This window comes from Streptomyces sp. NBC_00250, from assembly GCF_036192275.1.
Taxonomy (GTDB): domain Bacteria; phylum Actinomycetota; class Actinomycetes; order Streptomycetales; family Streptomycetaceae; genus Streptomyces.
In genome coordinates, this window is record NZ_CP108088.1 from 639,634 (window position 1) to 660,793 (window position 21,160).

Here is a 21,160-nt window from a genome sequence, read left to right on the forward strand (position 1 = left end):
GCGGCAGGGTCAGCGGGCGCCGAAGACCTGGGTCCAGTAGGGGCCGCCCTCGGAGTGAATGCCGATGCCTATCTCCTTGAAGGAGCAGTTGAGGATGTTCGCACGGTGGCCCGGGCTGTTCATCCAGGAGTCCATGACCGATTCCGGGCTGCTCTGGCCCATGGCGATGTTCTCGCCGTAGGTCGACCACGGGTATCCGGCGTCCGTCACCCGCTCCCCCGGACCGTCGCCGTCGGGATTGGTGTGGTCGAAGAAGTCGCGCGCGGCCATGTCGTCGGAGTGGCCCTGAGCCGCCCTGGTCAGGGTCGCGTTGGCGGTCAGCGGGCCGCATCCCGCCTTGGCGCGCTCCGCGTTGACCAGGGCGATGACCTGATCGGCTGTCGAGCTCTTACCCTGGTCGTTCTGCGGACCTGCGCCCGTACCCGTACCGCTGCCGCCGTCCGAACCCGTGCCCGTGCCATTGCCCGTGCCATTGCCCGTGCTGGGGCGGGTCGGCCTCGTGCCGGGCGTGGGTGCCGTGGTGCGGGGCGGGGTCGTCTTCACCTGGACGGGTTCGGTGGTACGGACCGGGCGGGGCGCCGCGGTCGTCGTCCGCGCGCTGGGCGACGCCGACGTGGAGGGACGGGCGGTGGCGGACTTGGACGCGGTCGGCGAGGCGGTGGGGCTCGTCGCCGCCGCCGACGGGGACCCGGAGTGGGTGGACGGATCCTGCGTGAGGGGCAGGTCCAGGCCCGGGGCCGTCAGACGGTTCGCTTCGAGGAGCTCGTCGTCCCCGCCACGCCCGCCGTACAGCGAGAACGCCCCGCCCGTGACCGCCATGACCACGACACCGGCCGCGATGACGGCCCTGCGCCGGCTCCGCTCCTGCGTCTGGCGACGGCGCCGAAGCGCCGCACGCGAGCCACTCCGCCCCGGCGCCGAGGAGGCGGGGGCGTGCCGGGGTATGTGGGGGCGGGCGTGCTCCGAGAGTCCGGATCCGGATCCGGCCAGGAGGTACGGCTCCGTCAGATCGGCCGCGACGGCCGTGTCGGCGGCCTCGGAGAATTCGGGGAACTCTCCGAACTCCGACGCGCGATAGGGGCCGGAGCCGGATGCGGAGTCGTCGTCTGTGTCGGAGTAGGTGGTTGCGTACACGCCCGGGGTGCCGTGCCGGTCGGGGGCGTACGCGGGGGAGGTGGTCGGCGTCGCGGGTCCCCCAGCGGCCTGGCCCGCCTGGGCCGAAGACCCGGGCGGCGTGGCCGCGAGGACTGCCTCCGCCGGGACCAGTCCGCTCCAGCGCGGTGCGCAGTGCGCGCACGTGAGGGTGTGGTGGGCCAGGTGCTCGCGCCACGGGGCGGAGGGTCGGCCGTCCCAGTCCGCCGCCTGGTGGCTGAGGAAGTGGCAGGTCGGGTTCCCGGCCAGGGCGCCGGCGACGACCCGGGCGGCTTCGAGTCGTGCCCGTACCGCCTCGAACCGAGCCGCCGTCTCCTCGGCCGACCACCGCAACGCGGCCGCCGTCTCGTACCGGGTCAGTTCGCCCGCGCACTCCTGCCACCACAACGCCAGCAGCTCGCCGTCGTCCGGGTCCAGCCAGCGGGCCGCCTCGGTGATCTCGTACGCATGGCCCGTCGCGGGCAGGGGGGCGGCCGCGACGTCCCCGAACGCGTAGCCGGCCGGCTGTGCGTGCCGGTGCCGCCGGATCCCGTCCACGGCGATCGCGACCAGCCAGGGCCGGAATACGCCGGGGTCGGTCAGGGTGTCCAGCCCGTCGAGGGCGCGCAGCATCGTCTCCCGTACGACGTGTTCGACGTGCTCGACACCGTGACGACCGTTCATGGCGAGCGCCACGGTGGTGTGGATCAGGGGCAGGTGGGCGGTGATCAGCTGGTCTCGCGCCCAGGGGTCACCGTTCCGTGCCGCCAGGACCAGCTCCGTGTCCCGCTCGATTCCTGTGCTCTGCCGCACGCCGACCGTCCCGTCCGTTGGAGATGTTTACGCCTGGGAGAGCCTGGGGCGCGCCGTCGATAACGGAAAGCCGGGGGACGGAGAAAGTGATGTGGGTCACTCATGTCGACGGCCACCGGTTCCGGGCGCCGAGCGTGGCCGGGAGGCCGTGGTCGTCGGCCGCGTACCGCCGGGTCAATGACCTTCCAGCTCGGCCGCCAGGTCCGCGTCGCACATGCCGGGAAGTGCGTAGCCTTCGCTCTCGTCCCAGGGGACGTCGAGGTCGTCCAGGTGCACGTGCCATGTCGCTCCCGGCAGGGCACGGTGCAACTCGGTCACGGAGTCCAGGACATGGACGATCACCGGCAGGAGCCGCCCGAGGTCGAGCGGCATCTTCGTGGACCCGGCCACGATCTCGTCCGGCGGAGTGCGATCGCCGCTGTACAGGCAGAGGCTTTCCTGGTCCCGATAGGGGAAGGACGACTCGTGGGCGGCGACGATGCGCGCGACGGCGGCGGACTCGACAGCCGTCAGCGGCGTCGTCCGGCGGGCGGAGTAGTAGAGGGAGACGCTCATGGGCCGAGCCTAGGGAAGGGGTACGACAACCACGAGTCTCTTGCGGCGCAAGGTAGTCCCTGACTATCATGCACCGCATGACAAAGGAGCTGTCGACGGCCGGTGACCAACGGCGCAGCCAGCTTCTGCGCGGTGTGCTCGACCTGTGCCTGCTGTCCTTGATCGCCGAACGGCCGCGTTACGGCTACGAGTTCGTGGAAGCGCTCACGGCGAGCGGGCTTGAACTGGTGAGCGAGGGAAGCATCTATCCCCTCCTGGCCAGGATGGAGCGCGCGGGACTCGTGGAATCGTTCCGCGCCCCGTCGTCCAGTGGCGGGGCGCCGCGCAAGTACTACCGGCTGTCCGGGGCCGGACGGGCCGAACTGGACCACGGGCGGGCCGTGTGGCGGGGGTTCACCACCCAGGCCGACCGGATTCTCGTCGGCGCGGCCGGAACGAAGCAGCCCACCGAGACGATCGAGACGACCGAGACCGAACGACCCACGGGGGAACCGACACCATGACGAACGAGCGCGTGCTCGCGGTCTGCCGCAGCAACTGGGAGTACCGGGGCATCGACGACGCATCCGTCCGGGAGATGCTCGCCGAGCTCACCGCCCATCTGGAGGACGCCGCGGCGGCCGGCCGCACCCCCCAGGAGGTCGTCGGCCGCGACGTCAAGGCCTTCGCCGCGTCCTGGGCCAGGGCGCGGATGCCGCTGCACCGGCGCGTGCTGAGGATGGCGGCGCTGGTTCCCCTGGTCGTGGGCGGGCTGCTGCTGATGTCGCACCTCGTCCACCGGACGACGGTCGTGGACATCGACGCCGGGCGGCTGGCCTTCTGGCTGAGCATCGGCGTCGCCACCGTGGTCCTCGAACTGCGCCGAGGCACCCTCGGCTTCGGCAAGGGCTGGATCGTGGCGCTCGTCGTCGGACTGCCGGTCATGTTCCTCACGAAGAAGCTGGTCGGCGAGGAGACGCTGTTCCTGCTCCCGTTGTGGGGCACCGCCCTGCTGACCCTGCCGGGCATCGCGTACCTCGTCGCCGAACGGCGCGGGCCCCGGCCGACGGAGTCCTGAAGCCGGGGAGACAAGCACCGGCGAGTACCACGAGCACGGCGAGCACGGCGGGCGGGCCGGTGCGGGACGTCCCGCACCGGCCCGTCCGCCGTCGCGCAGCACCTGAACGCCCACCGCACCCGCCACGGGCCGGCCGATCCGGCGCTGATCGCCGCGCGGCCCGCCCAGGGCGGCAACGCCGTACACGGCGACTTCGGACGGGTACCCGGCCCCCGTCCGCAACGGGGTCGACCACCCGGGCTTCGGGACCGCCTCAGGGCCCACAGGACTCTCCCCGGGCCCACGAACCGCGTCCGCGTTCAGCGCCGACGCGATCCCCGCCCCTCCGTTCCTCATGCCCGCCACGAACGGCCTCGCGCCGCCGGGCCGGCGACGGGCCTCACCCGCGCGGCCCCGCAGGGATGCCCGCCGGGCTCGGAGCGTGAACGCTGGGGGGACGGACCGGGCTGAGAGGCGGGACACGGGATGGGCCAGGACGGCAGGGGTGAGACGCGGACGACGGGCTCCGGCGCGGATGCCGGCGCGCGGCTCCTCGCACGTCTGGCCGTGCTGGCGGCGATCGGCTCCCTGGTCGTGCTGGTGCTCGCGATCGGCGACGGCGGCCTCGTGGTCGTCGGGGCCGGACTGCTCGGGCTCGTCGTCTGTGCCGCGGGTGTGTGGTGGTTCCTGGCGCACCGCGGTGTGGTCCGCCTGTTCGGGGCCCTCGTCGCCATCGCCGCGCCGGTCGGCGTCGTGGTGCTCTTCGCGCGGGACGGTCTGTGGCAGACGGCGCTGGTGCTGGTCCTGTGCTGGGGCCTGGCGGCGGCCTTCGCCCGGGCCGCGCTGCGCAGGGCGCGTCCCCGACGGTCCAAACGGGCGATCGCCAGCACCCGACCCCAGCGGCCGTTCCTCATCATGAACCCGAAGTCGGGGGGCGGGAAGGTCGGCCGCTTCGAGCTGGTCGACCGGGCCGAGGCGCTGGGCGCCCGGGTGTTCGTACTCGATCCGTCCGCCCCCGCCGACGTCGCCGAGCTCGCTCGCGAGGCGGTGGCCGAGGGAGCGGACCTGCTCGGCGTCGCCGGTGGCGACGGCACCCAGGCCCTGGTCGCGGCGATCGCCGCCGAGCACGACCTGCCGTTCCTCGTCATCTCGGCCGGCACCCGCAACCACTTCGCCATGGACCTCGGGCTCGACCGGTCCGACCCGGCGCGCTGCCTCGACGCGCTGACGGACGGCGAGGAGCTCCGGATCGACCTCGGTGACGTCGCGGGCCGGGCCTTCGTCAACACCGTGTCCTTCGGCGTCTACGCCGATGTCGTACAGCGCCCCGAGTACCGCGACGCCAAGGCGGGCACGGCCCTGACCCTCATGCCGGACCTGCTCGTCGGCGAAGGGATGCGGAGGCTCGACGTGCGGATCGACGGTACGCCGCTGATGTCCCAGCAGGCGCTCCTGGTCAGCAACAACGCGTACACCTCGCCCGACGTGCTGAGCGGAGGCGCTCGCCGGCCCAGTCTCGACGACGGCGAGCTGGGTGTGCTGGGGATCCGGGTGGAGGGCGCTGCGGAGGCCGCGGATCTCGCCGTGCGCGGCTCGCAGTCCACCGGCCTGACCGTGACGACCGCCCGACGGGTCGAGGTGACCTCCTCCGCCACGCACCGACCCGACCCGGACGAACCCGGCCCGGACGCCTCCGCCACGGACGGATCCGAAACGGACCACGCCGTCACGAACGCCCCCGATGCGGACGACTCCGGTACGGATGAGTCCGGTACGGATGAGTCCGGTACGCACGACTCCGGTACGCACGAGATCCCCGTGGCGGTGGACGGCGAGGCGCTGCGCCTGCCCACGCCCGTCGTGTGCACCCTGCGCCCGGGGGCCCTGCGGGTCCTGGTGCCACGTGACCGTCCCGGCGTCGTGGTCCCCGCACCGCCCGTGGACTGGCGACGCCTCCTCGACCTCGCCTTCGGCCGTTCCGGACACAGCTCCGCGGTACATCGCAGCTGATCCAGCACTGCTTCTCGGACCGTCACCATGTCGAGGTCGAACCCATGTTCGCCTCTGGAGCATCGTGGCCGAGGACGGCTGCACCACGATGTCAGCGGCTCTGGCCGCGGGCGAAGTACGCGATCAGTTCGGGGTCGAGGGCCGGGACCGCTCGGGGCGCGCCTCCCGTACGCAGGGACTCGGTCGCTCGGACACCGGCCGCCACGGACATCCTGGCGGCCACCGGTGAGGTGTCGGTGCGGCCGCCGTCGCGGGCGAATCGGACGAACTCGTCGACGAGGAGGGGGTCCGCGCCGCCGTGCCCGGCGTTGTCCTCCGCCGCCGGTACGGGATACTCGGCGTCCGGCTCCTCCCGGTAGCCCGAACGGCGGGAGTTCCACACCCGGACCGCCCCGCCCGGACCGTCCCCGAAGTTCTCCAGCCGCCCCGCATCACCGATGACCGTGTAGTTGCGCCAGTAGTCGGGGGTGAAGTGGCACTGCTGGTAGGCGGCGAGGACGCCGTTGTCCAGGCGCATGTTGACCAGGGACACGTCCTCGACGTCGATCACCGGGTTGAGGCCGCGCTGGGTGTGCGGCGGCCAGTGGCCGTCCTTCGTGTACCAGTCGTCGGGCTTGGGTTCGCCGGGGGCCCGGCGGTGCGGGTTGTCGCCGTAGACCATGAGGTCGCCCAGCGCCTGCACCTGCTCCGCGTACCCGCCGGCGAGCCAGTGGAGGACGTCGATGTCGTGGGCGGCCTTCTGGAGCAGCAGCCCGTTCGTGTACCGCCGTTCGGCGTGCCAGTCCTTGAAGTACCAGTCACCGCCGTAGCCGACGAAGTGACGGACCCAGATCGTCTTGACCGTGCCGATCTCGCCGCGTTCGATGACGTCCCGCATCAGCCGGACCACGGGCATGTGGCGCATGTTGTGTCCGACGTAGAGGCGGGTGCCCGTCTCGTGGGCGGTGCGCAGAATGGCGTCGCAGCTCTCGATGTCGACGGCGAGGGGCTTCTCGACGAAGACGGGCTTGCCCGCCTTCAGCGCTTCGCAGGCCAGGTCGGCGTGGGTGTGGTCGGGGGTGAGGACGAGGACGGCGTCGATGTCGGGGTCCTCGACGATGTCGCGGTGGTCGGTGGAGATCCGCGCGCCGGGGAAGGCCGTGGCCGCCTCCGCCCGGGCCCGTGCGTCGTGCTCCGCGAGGGCGGTGACCCGTGAGCCGGCGCCGGGGCGGTGGGCCGTACGGGCGAGTGAGCCGCGCAGTCCGTAGCCGAGGACACCGAGGCGGAGGTCGGTCATGGTCGTTCCTTCCGGGCCGGGAGGCAGCCTGTGGGTCGGTCGCGCGTCACGGATGGATCAGGACGTGGGCGAGGGCCACACGGCCCGTGCCACGGTGCACGATCCTCAGGTAGCGGGCTTCCGTGTCGGTGGTCAGCAGGGTGGGCCGGAGCGCTTTCCCGGTGACGTGCACCGTCGTCGCGTCGCTGAAGTCGGGTGACGCGGCGAGCTGGACGTCGACGTCCGCCGTCGTCATGGAGGTGTTGTTCCACAGTTCGACCTGGCCGACGTGCCGTACGGCTCCGAGGTCGGCCTGCCACCAGGCGCCCGGCTCGGAGAGGGTGCGGGTGTCGGTGGTGGTGTCGCCGTCGACGGCGTACGCGGCGATGGCGGCGCCGTCGGTCGAGGACTGGGTCACCGTGGCCGACCGGGCCAGGTCGGGGCGGAGTCGTTCGACGGTCCCCCGGCCGTCCGCGCCCGCCGCGCCGGCCACTTTCAGGGCCTCGGCGGGGAGCCGGTCGAGCGAGGTGTGGTTGTCGGTCGTCGTCGAGCCGGTGCCGGTGAGGGCGGGTGCGGCGGTGTCGGTCCAGTTGCCCGTGGCGTGGTTGTCGATGCCGTAGTCGGCCCAGTTGGAGACCCATTTGTAGCCGACGCGGGTGATCACGTTGCCCTCCACGCGGATGTGGCTGGACTGTTCGTCGAGGTAGATGCCGTTCCCGTCACGCTCGGTGTTTCCGTAGGCGCTGCGGTTGATGTAGTTGCCGGAGACGATCGTGCCCGGCTGGGCGCCCTGGGTGTAGACGGCGCCGCCGTCGTGCTGGTCGTCCGTCACCCGCATGACGTCGGTGATGCGGTTCGCGGTGATCCGGTTGTCGCGGAGGACGGAGGTGCGGGCCTCCGGCTGGTTCCATCCCCAGCCGACCGAGATGCCGGAGTACGGCAGGTCCGCGAGGGTGTTGTGGTCGACGGTGAGTTCGGCCTCGTATCCCGCCCAGATGCCGACGGAGTCGGTGTACTCGACGCCCGTGCGCCGGATCGTGTTGTACGAGAGGGTGTTCCGCTCGCCCGCGCGCTCGGTGTCGGGCAGGGGTTCCGTGTCGCCGACGTAGACGGCGCCGGAGGACAGGTCGGTGAAGCGGGAGCGGGTGACCGTGGAGTCCTTGGTGCCGCCCTCCAGGACGAGCCCGGCGCCGCCGAGTCGGCTGAAGTCCACGTGGTCGACGACGACGCCACGGCCTCCGCGTACGGTGAGGGCGGCGGCGGGCTTGGTGTAGTGGCGGCCCGCGTGGTCCACGGGGCCGGTGGCTCCGGTGAGGGTGAGTCCGGCCTGCGTACCGGCGTACCCGTCGCCGGTGTTCGGCTGGTCCCAGGCCGCGTACCGCAGGGCGAGGCGCTCGATGCGCACGTCGTGGGCGCCGTCGAGGACGAGCAGCTGCTCGGTGGCGGGCGTGACGGCCCGCGCGCGGCGCATGTCCTCGCCGCCACGGGGGAGGTACGTGATCGTCCGCAGCGTGGAGTTCCAGACGAACTCGCCTGGCTCGTCGAGGAGTTCGTTCGCGTTCTCGAAGTGGGCCACTTTCGTGTAGCGGGTGGAGTCCACGGTCGTCGTGTCCCAGGCCGGCCCCGTACGGTCCGTTCCGGAGGCGGAGTTCGACCAGCACGGCTGGGCGAAGGTCAGCAGGTCGCCGTCGACGCCGGTGATGCGGCAGTGGTAGTTGCGCCAGCGGACGCTGATGACGGCCTCGACGTCGGTGGGCCGGGCCCAGTGCGCGATACCGGTGGCCACGGCGCCGGTCATGGCCGTCTTCGTCGCGTCGCAGACGGAGGCCGGACAGGATCCGCCCCTCGCGCGGACGGCCCGGACTCCGTCGACGAACATCTGGCGCGGGGTGACGCCGTCGGGGACGCCGGTGGTCCAGGTGCCGTCGGGGTTCTCGGTCCAGCCGTTCAGGGTGCGTCCGCCGGAGAGGACCGGGTCGGCGCCGTCCGCGGCGGTCCAGGTGACGGTGTGGCCCCCGCGGCCGGAGTCCTCCTCCCCCAGGATCAGCGGCCGGGTCAACACGTAGGTGCCGTCGTCGAGTTCGATGCGTATGTCCCGGCCTTCGATCCGGCGTGCCGCGTCCCGTGCGCCGGTGAGGGAGCAGGGGTGGCCGGTGGTGCACCGCGTTCCCGAGCCGTCGGGTGCGGCATGCAGGATCCTGGGCGTCGTCCCGCCGGTGGCCGACGCCGGCTGCCCGCTCGCGAGAAGGCCCGCGGCCAGGGCTGTCAGGGCGGCCAGGACACGGATCCGCCTCATCGCGCTCACACCCAGTCCGGGTGTCCGGGCATGGGCGGGTTCTCCGTGCTGAAGAGCCATTCCTCCAGGAAGGGGCGCAGGGAGCTGTCGTGCGTGACGCGGACGGCGTTGTCGATGAAGTCCTGCGAGTCGGCGTTGCCGTTGCGGTGCTTCCTCAGCCAGGAGGTGATGATCGCGTCGAACTCCTCCTGTCCGACCTGTTGATGGAGGGCGTAGAGGACGACGGCGGCGCCGTCGTAGATGTTGAAGCCGCCGAGCGCGGTGGGCAGCCCGGGCGGACCGTCGGTCTTCCGGACCGCGTCCAGCTTGGTGTACGCCGCCTTCATCTTGTCCCGCATCGAGGCGGTGCCCTGCTGGTCGGCCCAGAGGGCCGCGTAGTAGACGGCCGGGCCCTCGTTGAGCCAGGCGCTCTGCCAGGTCGTGGGGGTGACGGAGTCCCCGAACCACTGGTGGGTCAGTTCGTGGATCATGACGTTGGTGTACGTCGTGGAGGTGGCGGCGTTCTTGAACCAGTTCGGCCCGAAGAGCGAAAGGGTCTGGTTCTCGAGGGCGTCGCCGTAGCCGTCGCGGACGATCTGCATCCCGTAGGTGTCGAAGGGGTACCGGACGCCGAGGGTGTCCTCCAGCCAGGCGATCTGCCCGGCGGTCCGCTCGACGATCGGCCGGTACGTGGCGACCTGGTCCTCGGGGACGTAGTGGCGGAGCGTGATGCCGTGCGGGCCCCGTCCGGTCAGGACGGTCTGGCGGGCGACGGAGATGCCGAGGAGTTCGGGGGCCATGGGCGCGTCGAGCCGGAAGTCCCAGGTGGTCCTTCCGGGGCCGGCCGGACGGGTGCCGGTGGCCGTGCCGTTGGCTGCGGGCGTGTAGCCGTCCGGCGCGGTGAGGTGGAAAGTCCAGTTCGCCTTGTCCATGGTGGTGTCGTTGACGGGGGCGAAGGTGTCGGCGCGGGAGGCCTGGGCGGCGGAGGCGAAGCCGCCGTCGCTGATGTGGCGCCAGCCGGGGGCGCCGATCGGCTTGGTCTTGCCGTTGCCGTGGTAGGCGACGGTCACCTCGAAGGGGCGGTGGTCGCGCAGGCCGCCGTCGGGGGTGACGGTGAGCTCCTGGCCGCTGCTGCCGGGTGAGACGGCCCAGGCGGCGTCCTTGCCGTCGACGGTGACGGCGTCGACGGCGAGGGAGTCGATGTCGAGGTTGAACGAGGACAGGTCCTGGGTGGCCCGGGCGCTGATCTTCATGCTGCCGGTGAAGTCGTAGGTGACCGGGGTGAAGTCGAAGGAGAGGTCGTAGTGCCGTACGTCGTACCCGCCGTTGCCGAGCGTGGGGAACAGCGGGTCCCCGGCTCCGGGCGCGCCGGGCCCGGGGCCGAAGGAGCCGGCGTGAGAGGGGTCGGCGTGCGCGGGGACGGCGACGGCGAGCACGGCCGTCGCGGCGACGGTGGCGACTGCTGCGCGCAGGGTGCGGGTCACTGCTTCGTTCCCTTCTGGGCTGCTTCCTCGAACTCGCGTCGGGCCTGGTCGCCGCCCTTGGCGCGGTACTCCTTGACGAGGCCGTCGTAGCTGCTCATGGGCTTGCGGCCGGTGACGATGTCCTTGATCCAGTCGCCCTTGAGGGTGTTGAGGGTGCCGGACGACTTTGAGTCCCAGGTCGGCGAGGAGTAGCTGGACGTGGGGTCGGGGGTCATCTTGGGGATGAGCCGCGCGTAGGCGTCGTGGAGGTGCTTGACGCCCTGCGCGTTGGTGGCGGAGTAGAGGGCGGGCGTGGCCGAGGCCATCAGCTGCCAGGGGACGGCGACGTCCTGGCCGCCCTGCTCGGTGAGGATGGGTGCGCCCTTGCCGTCCCGTTCGTGGTCGGTTCCCTCGACTCCGTAGGCGAGGAGGGTGTACTCCTCGGAACCGAACGGCGCGGCCACCCAGTTGGCGAGCTGGAGGATCTCCCTGACGCGGCCGGCGTCGGCCTTCCTGACGAAGGACTCGCTGAGCCGTGCGTTGTTGTTCCAGGCGACGGCGTCCTTGCCGATCGGTGTCATCGGGCGGACGTCGTACGTGGGGTCGATCGCGGCCATCGCGTCGAGGTATCCGGTGCTGGGGGTGAGGTAGGCGGGCCAGCCGTCGAAGACGTAGGCGGCGCGGCCGTTCTTGAACAGGTCGGTGTACTGGGCCTTCTGGGCGCCCGACATCTGCACGGTGCCCGGGTAGTAGCAGCCCGCCTTGTACAGCTTGGCCGCCATCTCGATCGCGGCCCGGTACTCGTCCGTCTCCAGGTCGAGGGTGAACTTCCCGGTCGTGGCGTCCATGCGCCAGTAGTAGGGGGCGCCGTACGACATGGCGATCAGGGTGGTGACGCCGGCGGAGATGGCGTACTGCTTCTCCTTGGGGCGGGTCAGCTCCTTGCACAGTTCGAAGAAGCGGTCCATGTCGTCGATCTGGTCGAGGCTGGTGACCCCGGCCGCGGCGAACAGGTCGTGGCGGTAGTATCCGGCGCCGCCGGTGCCGGCGCGCGCGATCGGTATGCCGTACAGCTTGCCGCCGTAGATGGACCCCTGCCAGGCGCCCTTCGGGATCGCCGCGAGGTTCGGGTAGTCCTTGATCCTGTCGCCGGAGAGGTACGGGGTGAGGTCGGCGCACTTGGCGGCGAGGAACGCGGCCTTGTGGTCGACGCCGCCCGTCTCCGGGTACATGAAGATGTCGGTGAGGGTGTCGCTCGCGACCATGGTGGAGAACTTGGTGGGCCAGTCGTCGGCGGCGACGGCCTGGATGTCGACCCTGGTGCCGAGCCGCTTCTCGATCTCCTGCCAGGCGGCGTTCCGGTCGCGTCCGGGGGCGGGCGGCTTGAACGTCTCCAAGGAGGCGGTGATGGCCTTGGCCCCCTTGAGCGGAGTGCCCGGGACCGAGCGGACGGGCTTGGCCGGGTACCGGCTGAATCCCTGGGGGACGCCCTGGGCGGTGCCGGGGTGGTCGGGGGTGATGCCGAGGTCGCGCAGGATCGTGTTCGGCAGGAGCGAGCCGCTCTTGACCGATGCCTTCTCCGTCGCGGCCCCGCTGCCTCCACAGGCGGTGAGCAGGGGAGCGGCGGCGACACCCAGGCCGGCGCCGGCCCCGAGGCGGAGGAGCGTTCTGCGGTCGAGCGGGAGGGAGGGGATGGACCGGGAAGACCGGGAAGACCGTGAAGAGGGGGACATGGGGACTCCTGTGACGAGAGGCGTGGGTCAGCCCTTTGCGACGTGGGGTGGGTCAGCCCTTGATGGCGCCGGTGAGCACACCCTTGGTGAAGTAGCGCTGCAGGAAGGGGTAGACGCAGAGGATGGGGAGGACGGCCACGACGAGCACGGCCATCTGGACCGACTGCTGGGGAGCGACGGCCTCGCCGGCGACGGCGCTGTCGAGGCTCTGGCCCTGGAGGACGAAGGTGCGGAGCACCATCGGCAGGGGCCACTTCTCGCTGTCGCCGAGGTAGAGCATGGCGTTGAAGAAGGCGTTCCAGTACGTCACCGCGTAGAAGAGGCTGACGACCGCGATGACGGCCTTGGACAGCGGCAGTACGACCTGCAGGAGGATGCGCAGGTCGCCAGCGCCGTCCACCTTCGCCGCGTCGTACAGCTCCTCGGGGAGGTTCATGAAGAAGGAGCGGAGGACGACCAGGTTGAAGGCGCTGACCAGGGTCGGCATGACCAGGGCGGCGAAGGTGTCGTAGAGGCCGAGTTCGTTGACGAGCAAGAAGTTCGGGATGACGCCCGGGTTGAAGAGCATCGTGAAGAGCGCGGTCATCAGGATGACGCGGGATCCGACGACGTCGCGCCGGGACAGACCGTAGGCCATGCCGATGGTGAGGAGCAGGGCGCAGCCGGTTCCGACGACCGTGACGCCGATGCTGACGAGGAGCGCGCGGGTGACGACACCGCCGGTGAAGATCGTGCGGTACGCGTCCAGGGTGGGGTGGTCGGGCCAGAGGACGAGGCCCGCGGACCTGATGATGTCGCTCTGGGAGGCGAAGCTGGTGCCGATGACCCCGAGGAGGGGGTAGGCGACGGCGGCGACCACGAGGGTGAGGGCGAGGCCCTTGGCCGCCAGGCCGATGCGGGTCGGCCGTTCCATCCACGGGGGGCGGCCGTCGGCGGTACGGCGGTTCCTCCCGGCGGCGCGCGGCGCGGTCCCGGCGCCGCGGGGGGTCCCGGGGCCGCGGGGAGTCTCGGCGAGGCGGGTGGCGTCCGCGACGCCGACCGTCTTCGTGGCACGGGACGTGTCGGCGCCGGGAGAGGTCTCAGCGATCGGCGCCACGGTAGATCCCTTCATGGCCGAAGTGGTGGGCGAGCTTGTTGGCGCCGAGGACGAGGATCGTGCCGACCACCGCCTTGACGAGGCCGACGGCGGCCGAGACGCCCCAGTCGCCGTCCTTGATGCCGTGGAAGTAGACGTAGGTGTCGAGGACTTCGCCGGCCTCCGGGCCGACGGCGTCGCGCTGGAGCAGGATCTGCTCGAAGCCGACCGAGAGGATCTGGCCGAGGTTGAGGATGAGCAGCAGGATGACGACGGGCGCGATGCCCGGCAGGGTGACGTGCCACAGGCGTCGGATCCGGCCCGCGCCGTCGATCGCGGCCGCCTCGTACTGCTGCCGGTCGATGGTGAGCAGCGCGGCGAGGATGATGATCGTGCCCCAGCCCGCGTCCTTCCAGACCAGCTGGAGCGTGAGCAGCCAGGGGAAGGCGTCCGGGTCGCTCATCATGTCGTACCGGGGCAGGCCGGCCGAGTCGAGCAGCTCGGGCAGGACGCCGGCGCCGCCGAGGACCTGCTGGAAGATCGAGACGATGATGACCCAGCCGATGAAGTGCGGCAGATAGACCACGCTCTGCACGAAGCGGCGGAGCCTGTCGCTGACGACGCTGTTGAGCAGCAGTGCGAGGGCGATCGGCAGGGGGAAGAAGAAGACCAGCTCGACGAGGGCGATGGTCAGCGTGTTGCGTACCGCCGACCAGAAGGCCGGTTCGGCGAAGGCCGTCGTGAAGTTGCTCAGGCCCACCCAGGCACTGTCCGCGTACCCGAGGTACGGCTGGTAGTCCTGGAACGCCGTGATGTATCCGAGCAGCGGTACGTAGTGGAAGACGAGGAAGTAGAGCAGACCCGGCAGGCAGAGCAGCAGCATGACTTTGTCGCGCTTGATCCGCTGCCAGAGGGTCGCTTTTCCGCGGAGGGCGACGGGCGGTGCCGTCGCCCCGGCGTCCTGCCGCCGGCCCTTCCGGGGCAGCGGGGTTGCTGTGTCAGCCATGGAGGAGTCCTGTTCGGCTGGTGGCGCAGGGAAGTCGAAGTGACGTTCTGCGGCGGCAACGTAGTAAGCGGTTAACCCAGGCGTCAAGAGCGAGTGTGGATCCGTTCGCGATTCGACCGGGTCAACTGGGCCTGTTTCTTAGCCATTCCGGCTGCCTGTTGGCCAATTCCGGGCTGGTGAGGGGCGATTGCTTGACGGTCCAGGGCATCTGTCCCTAGCGTGCGCAGTCATCTGTAGTACACGTTTACTATCCGGAGGCATGGTGCGAACCTCTGACGAACCGTCGGCACGGCCCGGCGTGAACGGCGGGGCGCCCACGCTCCCCCGCCGCCCGCGGACGCTCCTCGCCATGGACCCCGCGCTGCTCGACGACGTCTTCCCGCCCGTCGTACGAGCCCGGCTGGAGGACGCCGCCGACCTGCGGCTTCCGTTCCCCGTGGAGGAGTTCGACAGCCCCGTGGCGACGGCCGCGCTCGCCGACTGCGAGGTGCTCCTGACGGGCTGGGGCTGCCCGCCCGTCGACGCGGACGTCCTGGACCGCGCGCCCCGGCTCGGCGCGGTGATCCACTCGGCGGGCACAGTGAAGACCTTCCTGAGCAGCACCGCCTACGAACGCGGGATCACCGTCTCCTCGGCCGCCGCCGCCAACGCCGTCCCGGTCGCCGAGTTCACGCTCGCCGCGATCATCCTCGGCGCCAAGCGTGCCTTCCCGCTCGCCCAGCTCTTCCGCACCCGCAGGTCGCACCGGACCACGGCCGATCTGGACCGGCTGCACTGGCTCGGCACCCACGGCATCACGGTCGGTGTGGTCGGCGCCTCCCGCATCGGGCGCCGCGTCGTCGAGCTGCTGCGCACCCTCGACGCCGAGGTGCTCCTGCACGACCCGTACGTGAGCCCCGCCGAGGCGCGGGAACTGGGGGCGACCGGCACCGACCTGGACACCCTCGTCGCCACCAGCGACGTGGTGACCCTGCACGCGCCCGCCACCCCCGACACCCACCACCTGCTCGACGAGCGACGTCTCGCGCTCCTGCGCCCGGGCGCCCTGCTCGTGAACACCGCGCGCGGCCCGCTCGTGGACACCGAGGCGCTCGTCCCCCACCTGGTCAGCGGCCGGATAGACGCCGTCCTGGACGTGACCGACCCGGAGCCGCTCCCCCGGCACCATCCGCTGTGGGACCTGCCGAACGTGTTCATCACCCCTCACCTGGCCGGCGCCCAGGGCAACGAGGCGGGGCGGCTCGGGGCGCTCGCCGTCGACGAACTCGGCCGCTACGCGCGCGGGGTCCCGCTCCACCACGCCGTACTCCTGTCGGACCTGGAGCGGATCGCATGAACGGGCGGCCCGACCACGCCGCCGGCACGGCCCCCGGCTCCGCTCCCGGTCCCGTACCCGAGCGCAGCTCCGACCGCACTCCAGGACAGGGCCTAGGCTGGGGGCCCGACGCGGGGCGGGGCCGTCCGTCCGGAGGCACCGGGCGGAGCAAGGCCCGGGAGCCGGCGGGCCGTACCCTCCGGGGAAGGCCGCCGGTGGGCCCGCACAGTGACGACGAGACGCTCCAGGGGGAGGACCGGATGTCCCGGCAGGATTCGACGGCGGCCGGACAGCGCCGAGCGACGGTCGTGGACGTGGCGCGCCTCGCGGGGGTGTCCACGGCGACCGTGTCCCGTGTGATGAACCGCAACTACCCGGTCGCGGCCGCCACACGCGAGCGCGTCGAGGCCGCCATGCGGGGGCTCGGCTATGTGGTCAACGCGCATGCGCGCGCCCTCGCCGGGGTCTCCGGCCGCACGGTGGGCATCATCATCAGCGATGTCGTCGATCCCTTCTACGCCTACATCGCGCGCGGTGTGGAGCGCGAGGCGGCGGCGGGCGACCGGCTCTGCCTGGTCTGCACGACCCAGGGCGACCCCCAGCGCGAACTCGCCTTCATCGAGCTCATGCACGAGCGTCGCGCCGACGCCGTGATCCTCGTCGGCGGCAGCGTCGCCGACCGCACCTACCGGGCCGAACTCGCCCGGCGCGCCCACGACCTGGACGCCGGAGGCTCCAAGCTGGTCCTCTGCGGCCGACCCTCGCTCGGCGAGGGCGTGCCCACGGTAGGCGTGGAGTACGACAACGAGGGCGGCGCCTTCGCGATCACCGATCACCTCCTGACGCAGGGGCACGAGCGGATCCTCTACCTCGGCGGCCCTCCCGGGCTCTCCACCACCCGGGACCGCATCGCCGGACACCGGCGCGCCCTGGAGCTGCGCGGGGTCGCCCACGACCCGGAGCTGGAGCAGCCGGGTGCGTTCAGCCGGGCCTTCGGCTACCGGCGGATGAACGAACTGCTCCGGGAGGGGCTGCGGTTCACGGCCGTCTTCGCCGCGAACGACATCGTCGCGGCCGGTGCCGCCCAGGCCCTGGAGGAGGCCGGGATCGGCGTTCCGCAGGACGTCTCCCTGGTCGGATACGACGACGTGCCCGTCGCCCAGGAGCTGCGGCCGCGGCTCACCACCGTCCACGTACCGCTGGAGGAGCTGGGGCGGCAGGCGGTGCGGGTCGCCGTCGACGGGGGCGACGAGGACGACTGGCGCGCGCCGACCACCGGCACCCTGCGGCTCGGGACCCATATCGTCGTCCGCGACTCGGTGGCACCGCCGCGCACCGCGAAACGCCGTCGATCCTGAGCGATTGCGCGTGTACGAGGGCCTGTTGACGCAGTAACGAACAGAAACACGCCCTGCCCCCTTGCGGACGGACAGCAAACGCTTACATGCTGGCGCGCAGCTCCCCGAACCTCGCGCCGTGCAGCTCGCGCCTCGCTCCGAGCCGAGTTCAGGGCTGCCTCCGGGATGCACACACCCCGCCTTCTGCACCTCCTCGCCCCCAGGAGACGACAACCATGCAGATTCCTCCGCTTCCCCCGCTTCCCCCGCTTCCCCCGCTTCCCTCCCCCTCCCCCTCGCACAGCTCCGCCCCGTCCCGTCGTTCGGTCCTCGCCACGATGACCGCGGCCGGTGCCGCGCTCGCCGTCGGATCGGGTACGGCCCACGCCCACGGCGGGCCGACGGTCGCCCTGACGGCACGCCCTTCCGCCGAGGCCGAGCGGCTGCGCCTCGCGTCCGCCCTGCGGGCGAGCGAGTACCAGCCCACCGGCCAGTACGCCACCGCGAACAACCCGCTGCGGTTCGACGTCCTGCCGTTCGACGGGCTCGTGCCGTCCCTGTGGATCGGCCACTGGGACTACTACGGCACGCTCAAGGAGCCCCGCAGGTACGCGCTCAAGCCCGGCAGCAACACCGTGACCGATCCGCACGGCGGACCGGTGTACTTCACCCTGGAAGGGCGCGGCGAGCGGGCCGGCGTGCGGTTCAGGGGCGGGTACCGCCCGATGCCCGTCTTCACGCTCGGCCGCACCGGGGAGGCGGAGTTCCAGCGACAGCTGGACACCCTCGCCGACGTCCCGGTGGTCGAACTCCACGGCCCTCGCACCCTCGTCACGCTGACCCGCGAAGGCGCCCTCCTCCACCGCGGCGAGGACCACGCGGCGCTGCTGTCGCTGCTCGAGGAGATCGTCCGGGCCGAGCAGGACATCAGCGGCCTCGACGGTTCCTCGCCGCTGCACCGGCCGAAGTCCGGCCGCTTCCACTTCACCGAGGTGTCGGTGGTCCCGGCCGGGGTCGGCGCCTTCGCCACCCACGGCTACAACGGCTTCCCGCGCGCCTACCTGGACCGGGCCACCACCGTGCAGGGCCTGCGCACCCGCGGCTGGGGCCTGTACCACGAACTCGGCCACGCCCACCAGCAGATGGCCTACAAGCCGACCGGCCTCACCGAGGTCACGGTGAACATCTACTCCCTCGCGGTGCAGCGCGCCCTGGGGCAGACCTCGAACCTCCTCCTGCCCGACGCGAAGACCGGCCTCACCCCCTTCCAGTCGGCCCTGCCCAAGCTCGGCGGACCCGGCCTCGTGTACGAGAAGTCCTTCGGGGCGTACGAGAAGCTCGTACCGCTGCGCCAGCTGGAGCTTGCCTTCGGGGCCGACTTCTGGCCGCGGATGCACCGGCTGGTCCGCGAGGAGAACCCCGCCTCGGACTACACGGAGACCGCGAAGCGCTACCGCTACCTCGCCCTCTACGCCAGCCGCGTGGCCGGCCGGGACCTCACCGACTTCTTCGTGAACCGGTGGGCGTTCCCTCTCGACGAGCAGGGCAGGGCGGAACTCGCGGCCCTGGGCCTGCCGCAGCCGGCCGTCGACCCGTCCGCCCTCACCGACTGAGGCGCTCCCCGCCCGCCCCACCTCCCCCTCCCCGCATTCCTCGGCCGATCAGCAGGAGGCGCTACCGGTCATGGCTCTCCCCAGACGACAGTTGCTCGCGCTCGCCGGCGCCACGCCGGTCATCTCCTTCCTTCCCGTGGCGGCGGCCGTTCCCGCCGTGGCGGCGGCCGACGGCCCCGCCGACTCCGCCGATCCCTACGACACCCTTCTCGCCCGGGCCGAACAGGAGCTCACCGGCGGCGCCTTCGACCTCGCGGACCCGCACTTCGCCGGCGCGCTCGCCGCCCTCGATTCCGAGGCCACCACCTGGTGGGAGCGGTTCGTCACCACGCAGGGACGCACAGCCCTGTGGGCGGACCTCTCCCCCGCGTCCGACCCCGGCATGTTCGGCCAGAGCTACCCGCGGCTGCGCACGATCGCGACCGCCTGGGCGACCCCCGGCACCTCGTTGACGGGTCGCCAGGACGTGCTCGACACCCTCCTGGAGGGACTGCGCTTCCTGCACAGCGTCGGCTATCACCCGGGGCGCGCCGAGTCCGGCAACTGGTGGTTCTGGGAGATCGGCGCGCCCCGCGCGCTGATGGACACCTGTGTGCTGCTGCGCGCGCATCTGCTCCCGGCCGACCTCGCCGCCTATGTCGCCACCGTCGCCCGGTTCTGCCCGAACCCCGATCGCCGTACGAACATCCCGACCCTGGCCGAGACCGGCGCCAACCGTGCCGACAAGGCCGTCATCGTCGCCCTTCGGGGCCTCCTCGCCCGGGACCCCGCCACGCTGGTCCTCGCCCGCGACGGCCTCTCCGACGTACGGGACGGCGGGCGCAACAGTCTTTTCCGGTACGTCACGTCCGGGGACGGCTTCTACGAGGACGGGTCGTTCGTCCAGCACGGCAGCGTCGCCTACACCGGCACCTACGGCAGCGTGCTCCTCGGCGGTGCGGGGCAGCTCATCGCACTGCTCGCCGGGTCCGAGTGGGCGGTGTCCGATCCCGCCGTGACCGTGCTGTACGAGGCGGTGGAGCGGTCGTTCTCCCCGGTGATCTTCGACGGCGTGATGATGGACGCCGTCCGTGGCCGGGCGGTGTCGCGCGAGCGGTCCCGTGACCACCACGACGGGGCGGTGACCGTCTCCCGCATCCTGCAGCTCGCCGGGGGCGCTCCCGCCGCCCGCGGCGACCGCTGGCGGTCCCTCGCGAAGGGCTGGATCCTCCGCAACGGGGCGACGCCCTATGAGGGGCTCGTGGGGATTCCGGCGCTCGCCCGCGCCAAGGCCGTCCTCGACGACCCCGCGGTGCGGGCCGCCGAGCGGCCGACCGGACACCTCGTCCTCGCCGACATGGACCGTGTGGTGCACCGGCGGCCCCGCTGGGCCTGCGCGCTCTCCCTGTCGTCCCGGCGCATCGCGGCGTACGAGGCGGGCAACGGCGAGAACCTGCACGGCTGGTACACCGGCGACGGCATGACCTATCTGTACGACGGCGACGACCCGGCGGTCTTCGGCGACGGGTTCTGGCCCACCGTCGACCCGTACCGCCTCCCCGGCACGACCGTGGACACCCGGGCACGCGCGGACCTCGGCACGAGCGCCGGCACCAGCACGTACCGCCCCACGAACGCCGTGGCGGGAGGCGCGTCGCTCGACGGCCGGTTCGGCGCGGCAGCGATGGAACTGGCCGCGCAGGGCAGCACGCTGCGGGCGAGGAAGGCGTGGTTCTTCCTCGACAACGCCGTCGTGGCGCTGGGCGCGGACATCTCGGCGAGCGACGGCCGGGCCGTCGAGACGGTCGTCGAGAACCGGAATCTGCACGCCGAAGGGCGACAGCGCTTCACCGTCGACGGGCGCCTGCAGCCCGACGAGCAGGGCTGGCGGGCCGACCTCTCGGGTGCCCGGTGGGCCCATCTGGAGGGCTTCGGCGGCTTCGTGTTCCCCCGCCCGCCGGGCGGTGCCACCGAAGCGAACGGCTCCTTGCAGGCGCTTCGCGAGGAACGCACCGGCACCTGGCGTGCCCTCAACACCGGCGCGGACACCGGCGGCACCGGCACCCCGGTCACCCGTCGCTTCCTGACCCTCTGGTTCGACCACGGCCTCTCCCCCTCGTCCGCGTCCTACTCCTACGTCCTGCTCCCCGGCGCGAGCGCCGCGGCGACCGGTGTCCGGTCGCTCTCCCGCCCCGTCGTCGTGGTCGCCAACAACGCCACCGTCCAGGCCGTCGAGGCCCACCGGCACGGCCTGCTCGCCGCGCACTTCTGGCAGACGGGAACCACGGGAGGCGTCTCCCTGTCGGGGCCCGGCACCGTGCTCGTACGCCGCACCGGCCGGCATGTGTCGGTGGCGGTCGCCGATCCCGGGCGCACGGGCACGGAGCTCACGGTCGAACTCCCCTTCCGCGTCCGCCACGTGGTCCGCGCCGACGACACGGTCACCGTCACCCCGGGCGGCCGCACCGTGCTCACGGTCCGGGTCGGCGGCTCGCGCGGCCACAGTCACACGACCGAGCTCGTCCGATAGCCCCTCGGACCGCCCGGACCCTCGAAAGGAGCCC

The 21,160-nt window shown here is 71.9% G+C and carries 15 protein-coding genes; 7 read left to right on the forward strand and 8 right to left on the reverse strand.

Going from position 1 to position 21,160, the window contains the following annotated elements; translation table 11 throughout:
* Positions 1 to 9 precede the first annotated feature (9 nt).
* Positions 10 to 1,944, reverse strand: coding sequence for a CAP domain-containing protein (locus OG259_RS02830; protein WP_328940712.1), 1,935 nt, complete (start codon positions 1,942 to 1,944; stop codon positions 10 to 12).
* A 174-nt stretch (positions 1,945 to 2,118) separates the two neighbouring features.
* The gene (locus tag OG259_RS02835) at positions 2,119 to 2,499 is read right to left on the reverse strand and encodes a hypothetical protein (RefSeq protein WP_328940713.1); all 381 of its coding nucleotides are present in this window, start codon (positions 2,497 to 2,499) and stop codon (positions 2,119 to 2,121) included.
* Positions 2,500 to 2,576: 77 nt separating this feature from the next.
* Here OG259_RS02835 and OG259_RS02840 point away from each other — a divergent pair, with 77 nt between their 5' ends.
* The 3 genes from OG259_RS02840 to OG259_RS02850 all read left to right on the forward strand — a co-directional run bounded on the left by OG259_RS02840 (position 2,577) and on the right by OG259_RS02850 (position 5,545).
* Positions 2,577 to 3,002: a PadR family transcriptional regulator gene (locus OG259_RS02840; protein ID WP_328940714.1), complete on the forward strand. Its 426-nt coding sequence runs from the start codon at positions 2,577 to 2,579 to the stop codon at positions 3,000 to 3,002.
* On the forward strand, positions 2,999 to 3,556 hold the full coding sequence (locus OG259_RS02845) for a hypothetical protein (protein WP_328940715.1): 558 nt from the start codon (positions 2,999 to 3,001) through the stop codon (positions 3,554 to 3,556). Before OG259_RS02840 ends, OG259_RS02845 begins: the two co-directional genes overlap by 4 nt.
* A gap of 465 nt (positions 3,557 to 4,021) precedes the next feature.
* A complete protein-coding gene (locus OG259_RS02850) occupies positions 4,022 to 5,545 on the forward strand; it encodes a diacylglycerol/lipid kinase family protein (protein ID WP_328940716.1) in 1,524 nt (507 codons plus the stop codon).
* Positions 5,546 to 5,636: 91 nt separating this feature from the next.
* Here OG259_RS02850 and OG259_RS02855 read toward each other — a convergent pair whose 3' ends face one another.
* The 6 genes from OG259_RS02855 to OG259_RS02880 all read right to left on the reverse strand — a co-directional run bounded on the left by OG259_RS02855 (position 5,637) and on the right by OG259_RS02880 (position 14,352).
* Entirely contained in the window at positions 5,637 to 6,821 is a 1,185-nt protein-coding gene (locus tag OG259_RS02855; RefSeq protein WP_328940717.1) for a Gfo/Idh/MocA family protein, read from the reverse strand.
* A 46-nt stretch (positions 6,822 to 6,867) separates the two neighbouring features.
* Positions 6,868 to 9,096: a right-handed parallel beta-helix repeat-containing protein gene (locus tag OG259_RS02860; protein WP_328940718.1), complete on the reverse strand. Its 2,229-nt coding sequence runs from the start codon at positions 9,094 to 9,096 to the stop codon at positions 6,868 to 6,870.
* A 5-nt stretch (positions 9,097 to 9,101) separates the two neighbouring features.
* Entirely contained in the window at positions 9,102 to 10,559 is a 1,458-nt protein-coding gene (locus tag OG259_RS02865; RefSeq protein ID WP_328940719.1) for a M1 family metallopeptidase, read from the reverse strand.
* Entirely contained in the window at positions 10,556 to 12,271 is a 1,716-nt protein-coding gene (locus OG259_RS02870; protein WP_328940720.1) for an extracellular solute-binding protein, read from the reverse strand. Before OG259_RS02870 ends, OG259_RS02865 begins: the two co-directional genes overlap by 4 nt.
* Before the next feature lie 52 nt (positions 12,272 to 12,323).
* Positions 12,324 to 13,184 (reverse strand): carbohydrate ABC transporter permease, encoded by an 861-nt coding sequence (locus OG259_RS02875; RefSeq protein WP_328946971.1) that lies wholly within the window; start codon positions 13,182 to 13,184, stop codon positions 12,324 to 12,326.
* 166 nt (positions 13,185 to 13,350) lie between these two features.
* Complete coding sequence (locus OG259_RS02880) at positions 13,351 to 14,352, reverse strand: ABC transporter permease (RefSeq protein WP_328940721.1); 1,002 nt, start codon at positions 14,350 to 14,352, stop codon at positions 13,351 to 13,353.
* Between the two features lie 349 nt (positions 14,353 to 14,701).
* Between OG259_RS02880 and OG259_RS02885 the strand changes: the two genes are divergently transcribed.
* From OG259_RS02885 to OG259_RS02900, 4 genes are all read left to right on the forward strand, one after another.
* Positions 14,702 to 15,688 (forward strand): hydroxyacid dehydrogenase, encoded by a 987-nt coding sequence (locus OG259_RS02885; RefSeq protein ID WP_328946972.1) that lies wholly within the window; start codon positions 14,702 to 14,704, stop codon positions 15,686 to 15,688.
* Positions 15,689 to 15,927: 239 nt separating this feature from the next.
* On the forward strand, positions 15,928 to 17,025 hold the full coding sequence (locus OG259_RS02890; RefSeq protein WP_266901007.1) for a LacI family DNA-binding transcriptional regulator: 1,098 nt from the start codon (positions 15,928 to 15,930) through the stop codon (positions 17,023 to 17,025).
* A gap of 215 nt (positions 17,026 to 17,240) precedes the next feature.
* On the forward strand, positions 17,241 to 18,617 hold the full coding sequence (locus tag OG259_RS02895; protein ID WP_328940722.1) for a M60 family metallopeptidase: 1,377 nt from the start codon (positions 17,241 to 17,243) through the stop codon (positions 18,615 to 18,617).
* Positions 18,618 to 18,687: 70 nt separating this feature from the next.
* Positions 18,688 to 21,126, forward strand: a complete 2,439-nt coding sequence (locus tag OG259_RS02900; protein WP_328940723.1) for a polysaccharide lyase 8 family protein — start codon at positions 18,688 to 18,690, stop codon at positions 21,124 to 21,126.
* The last annotated feature ends 34 nt before the right edge of the window (positions 21,127 to 21,160 follow it).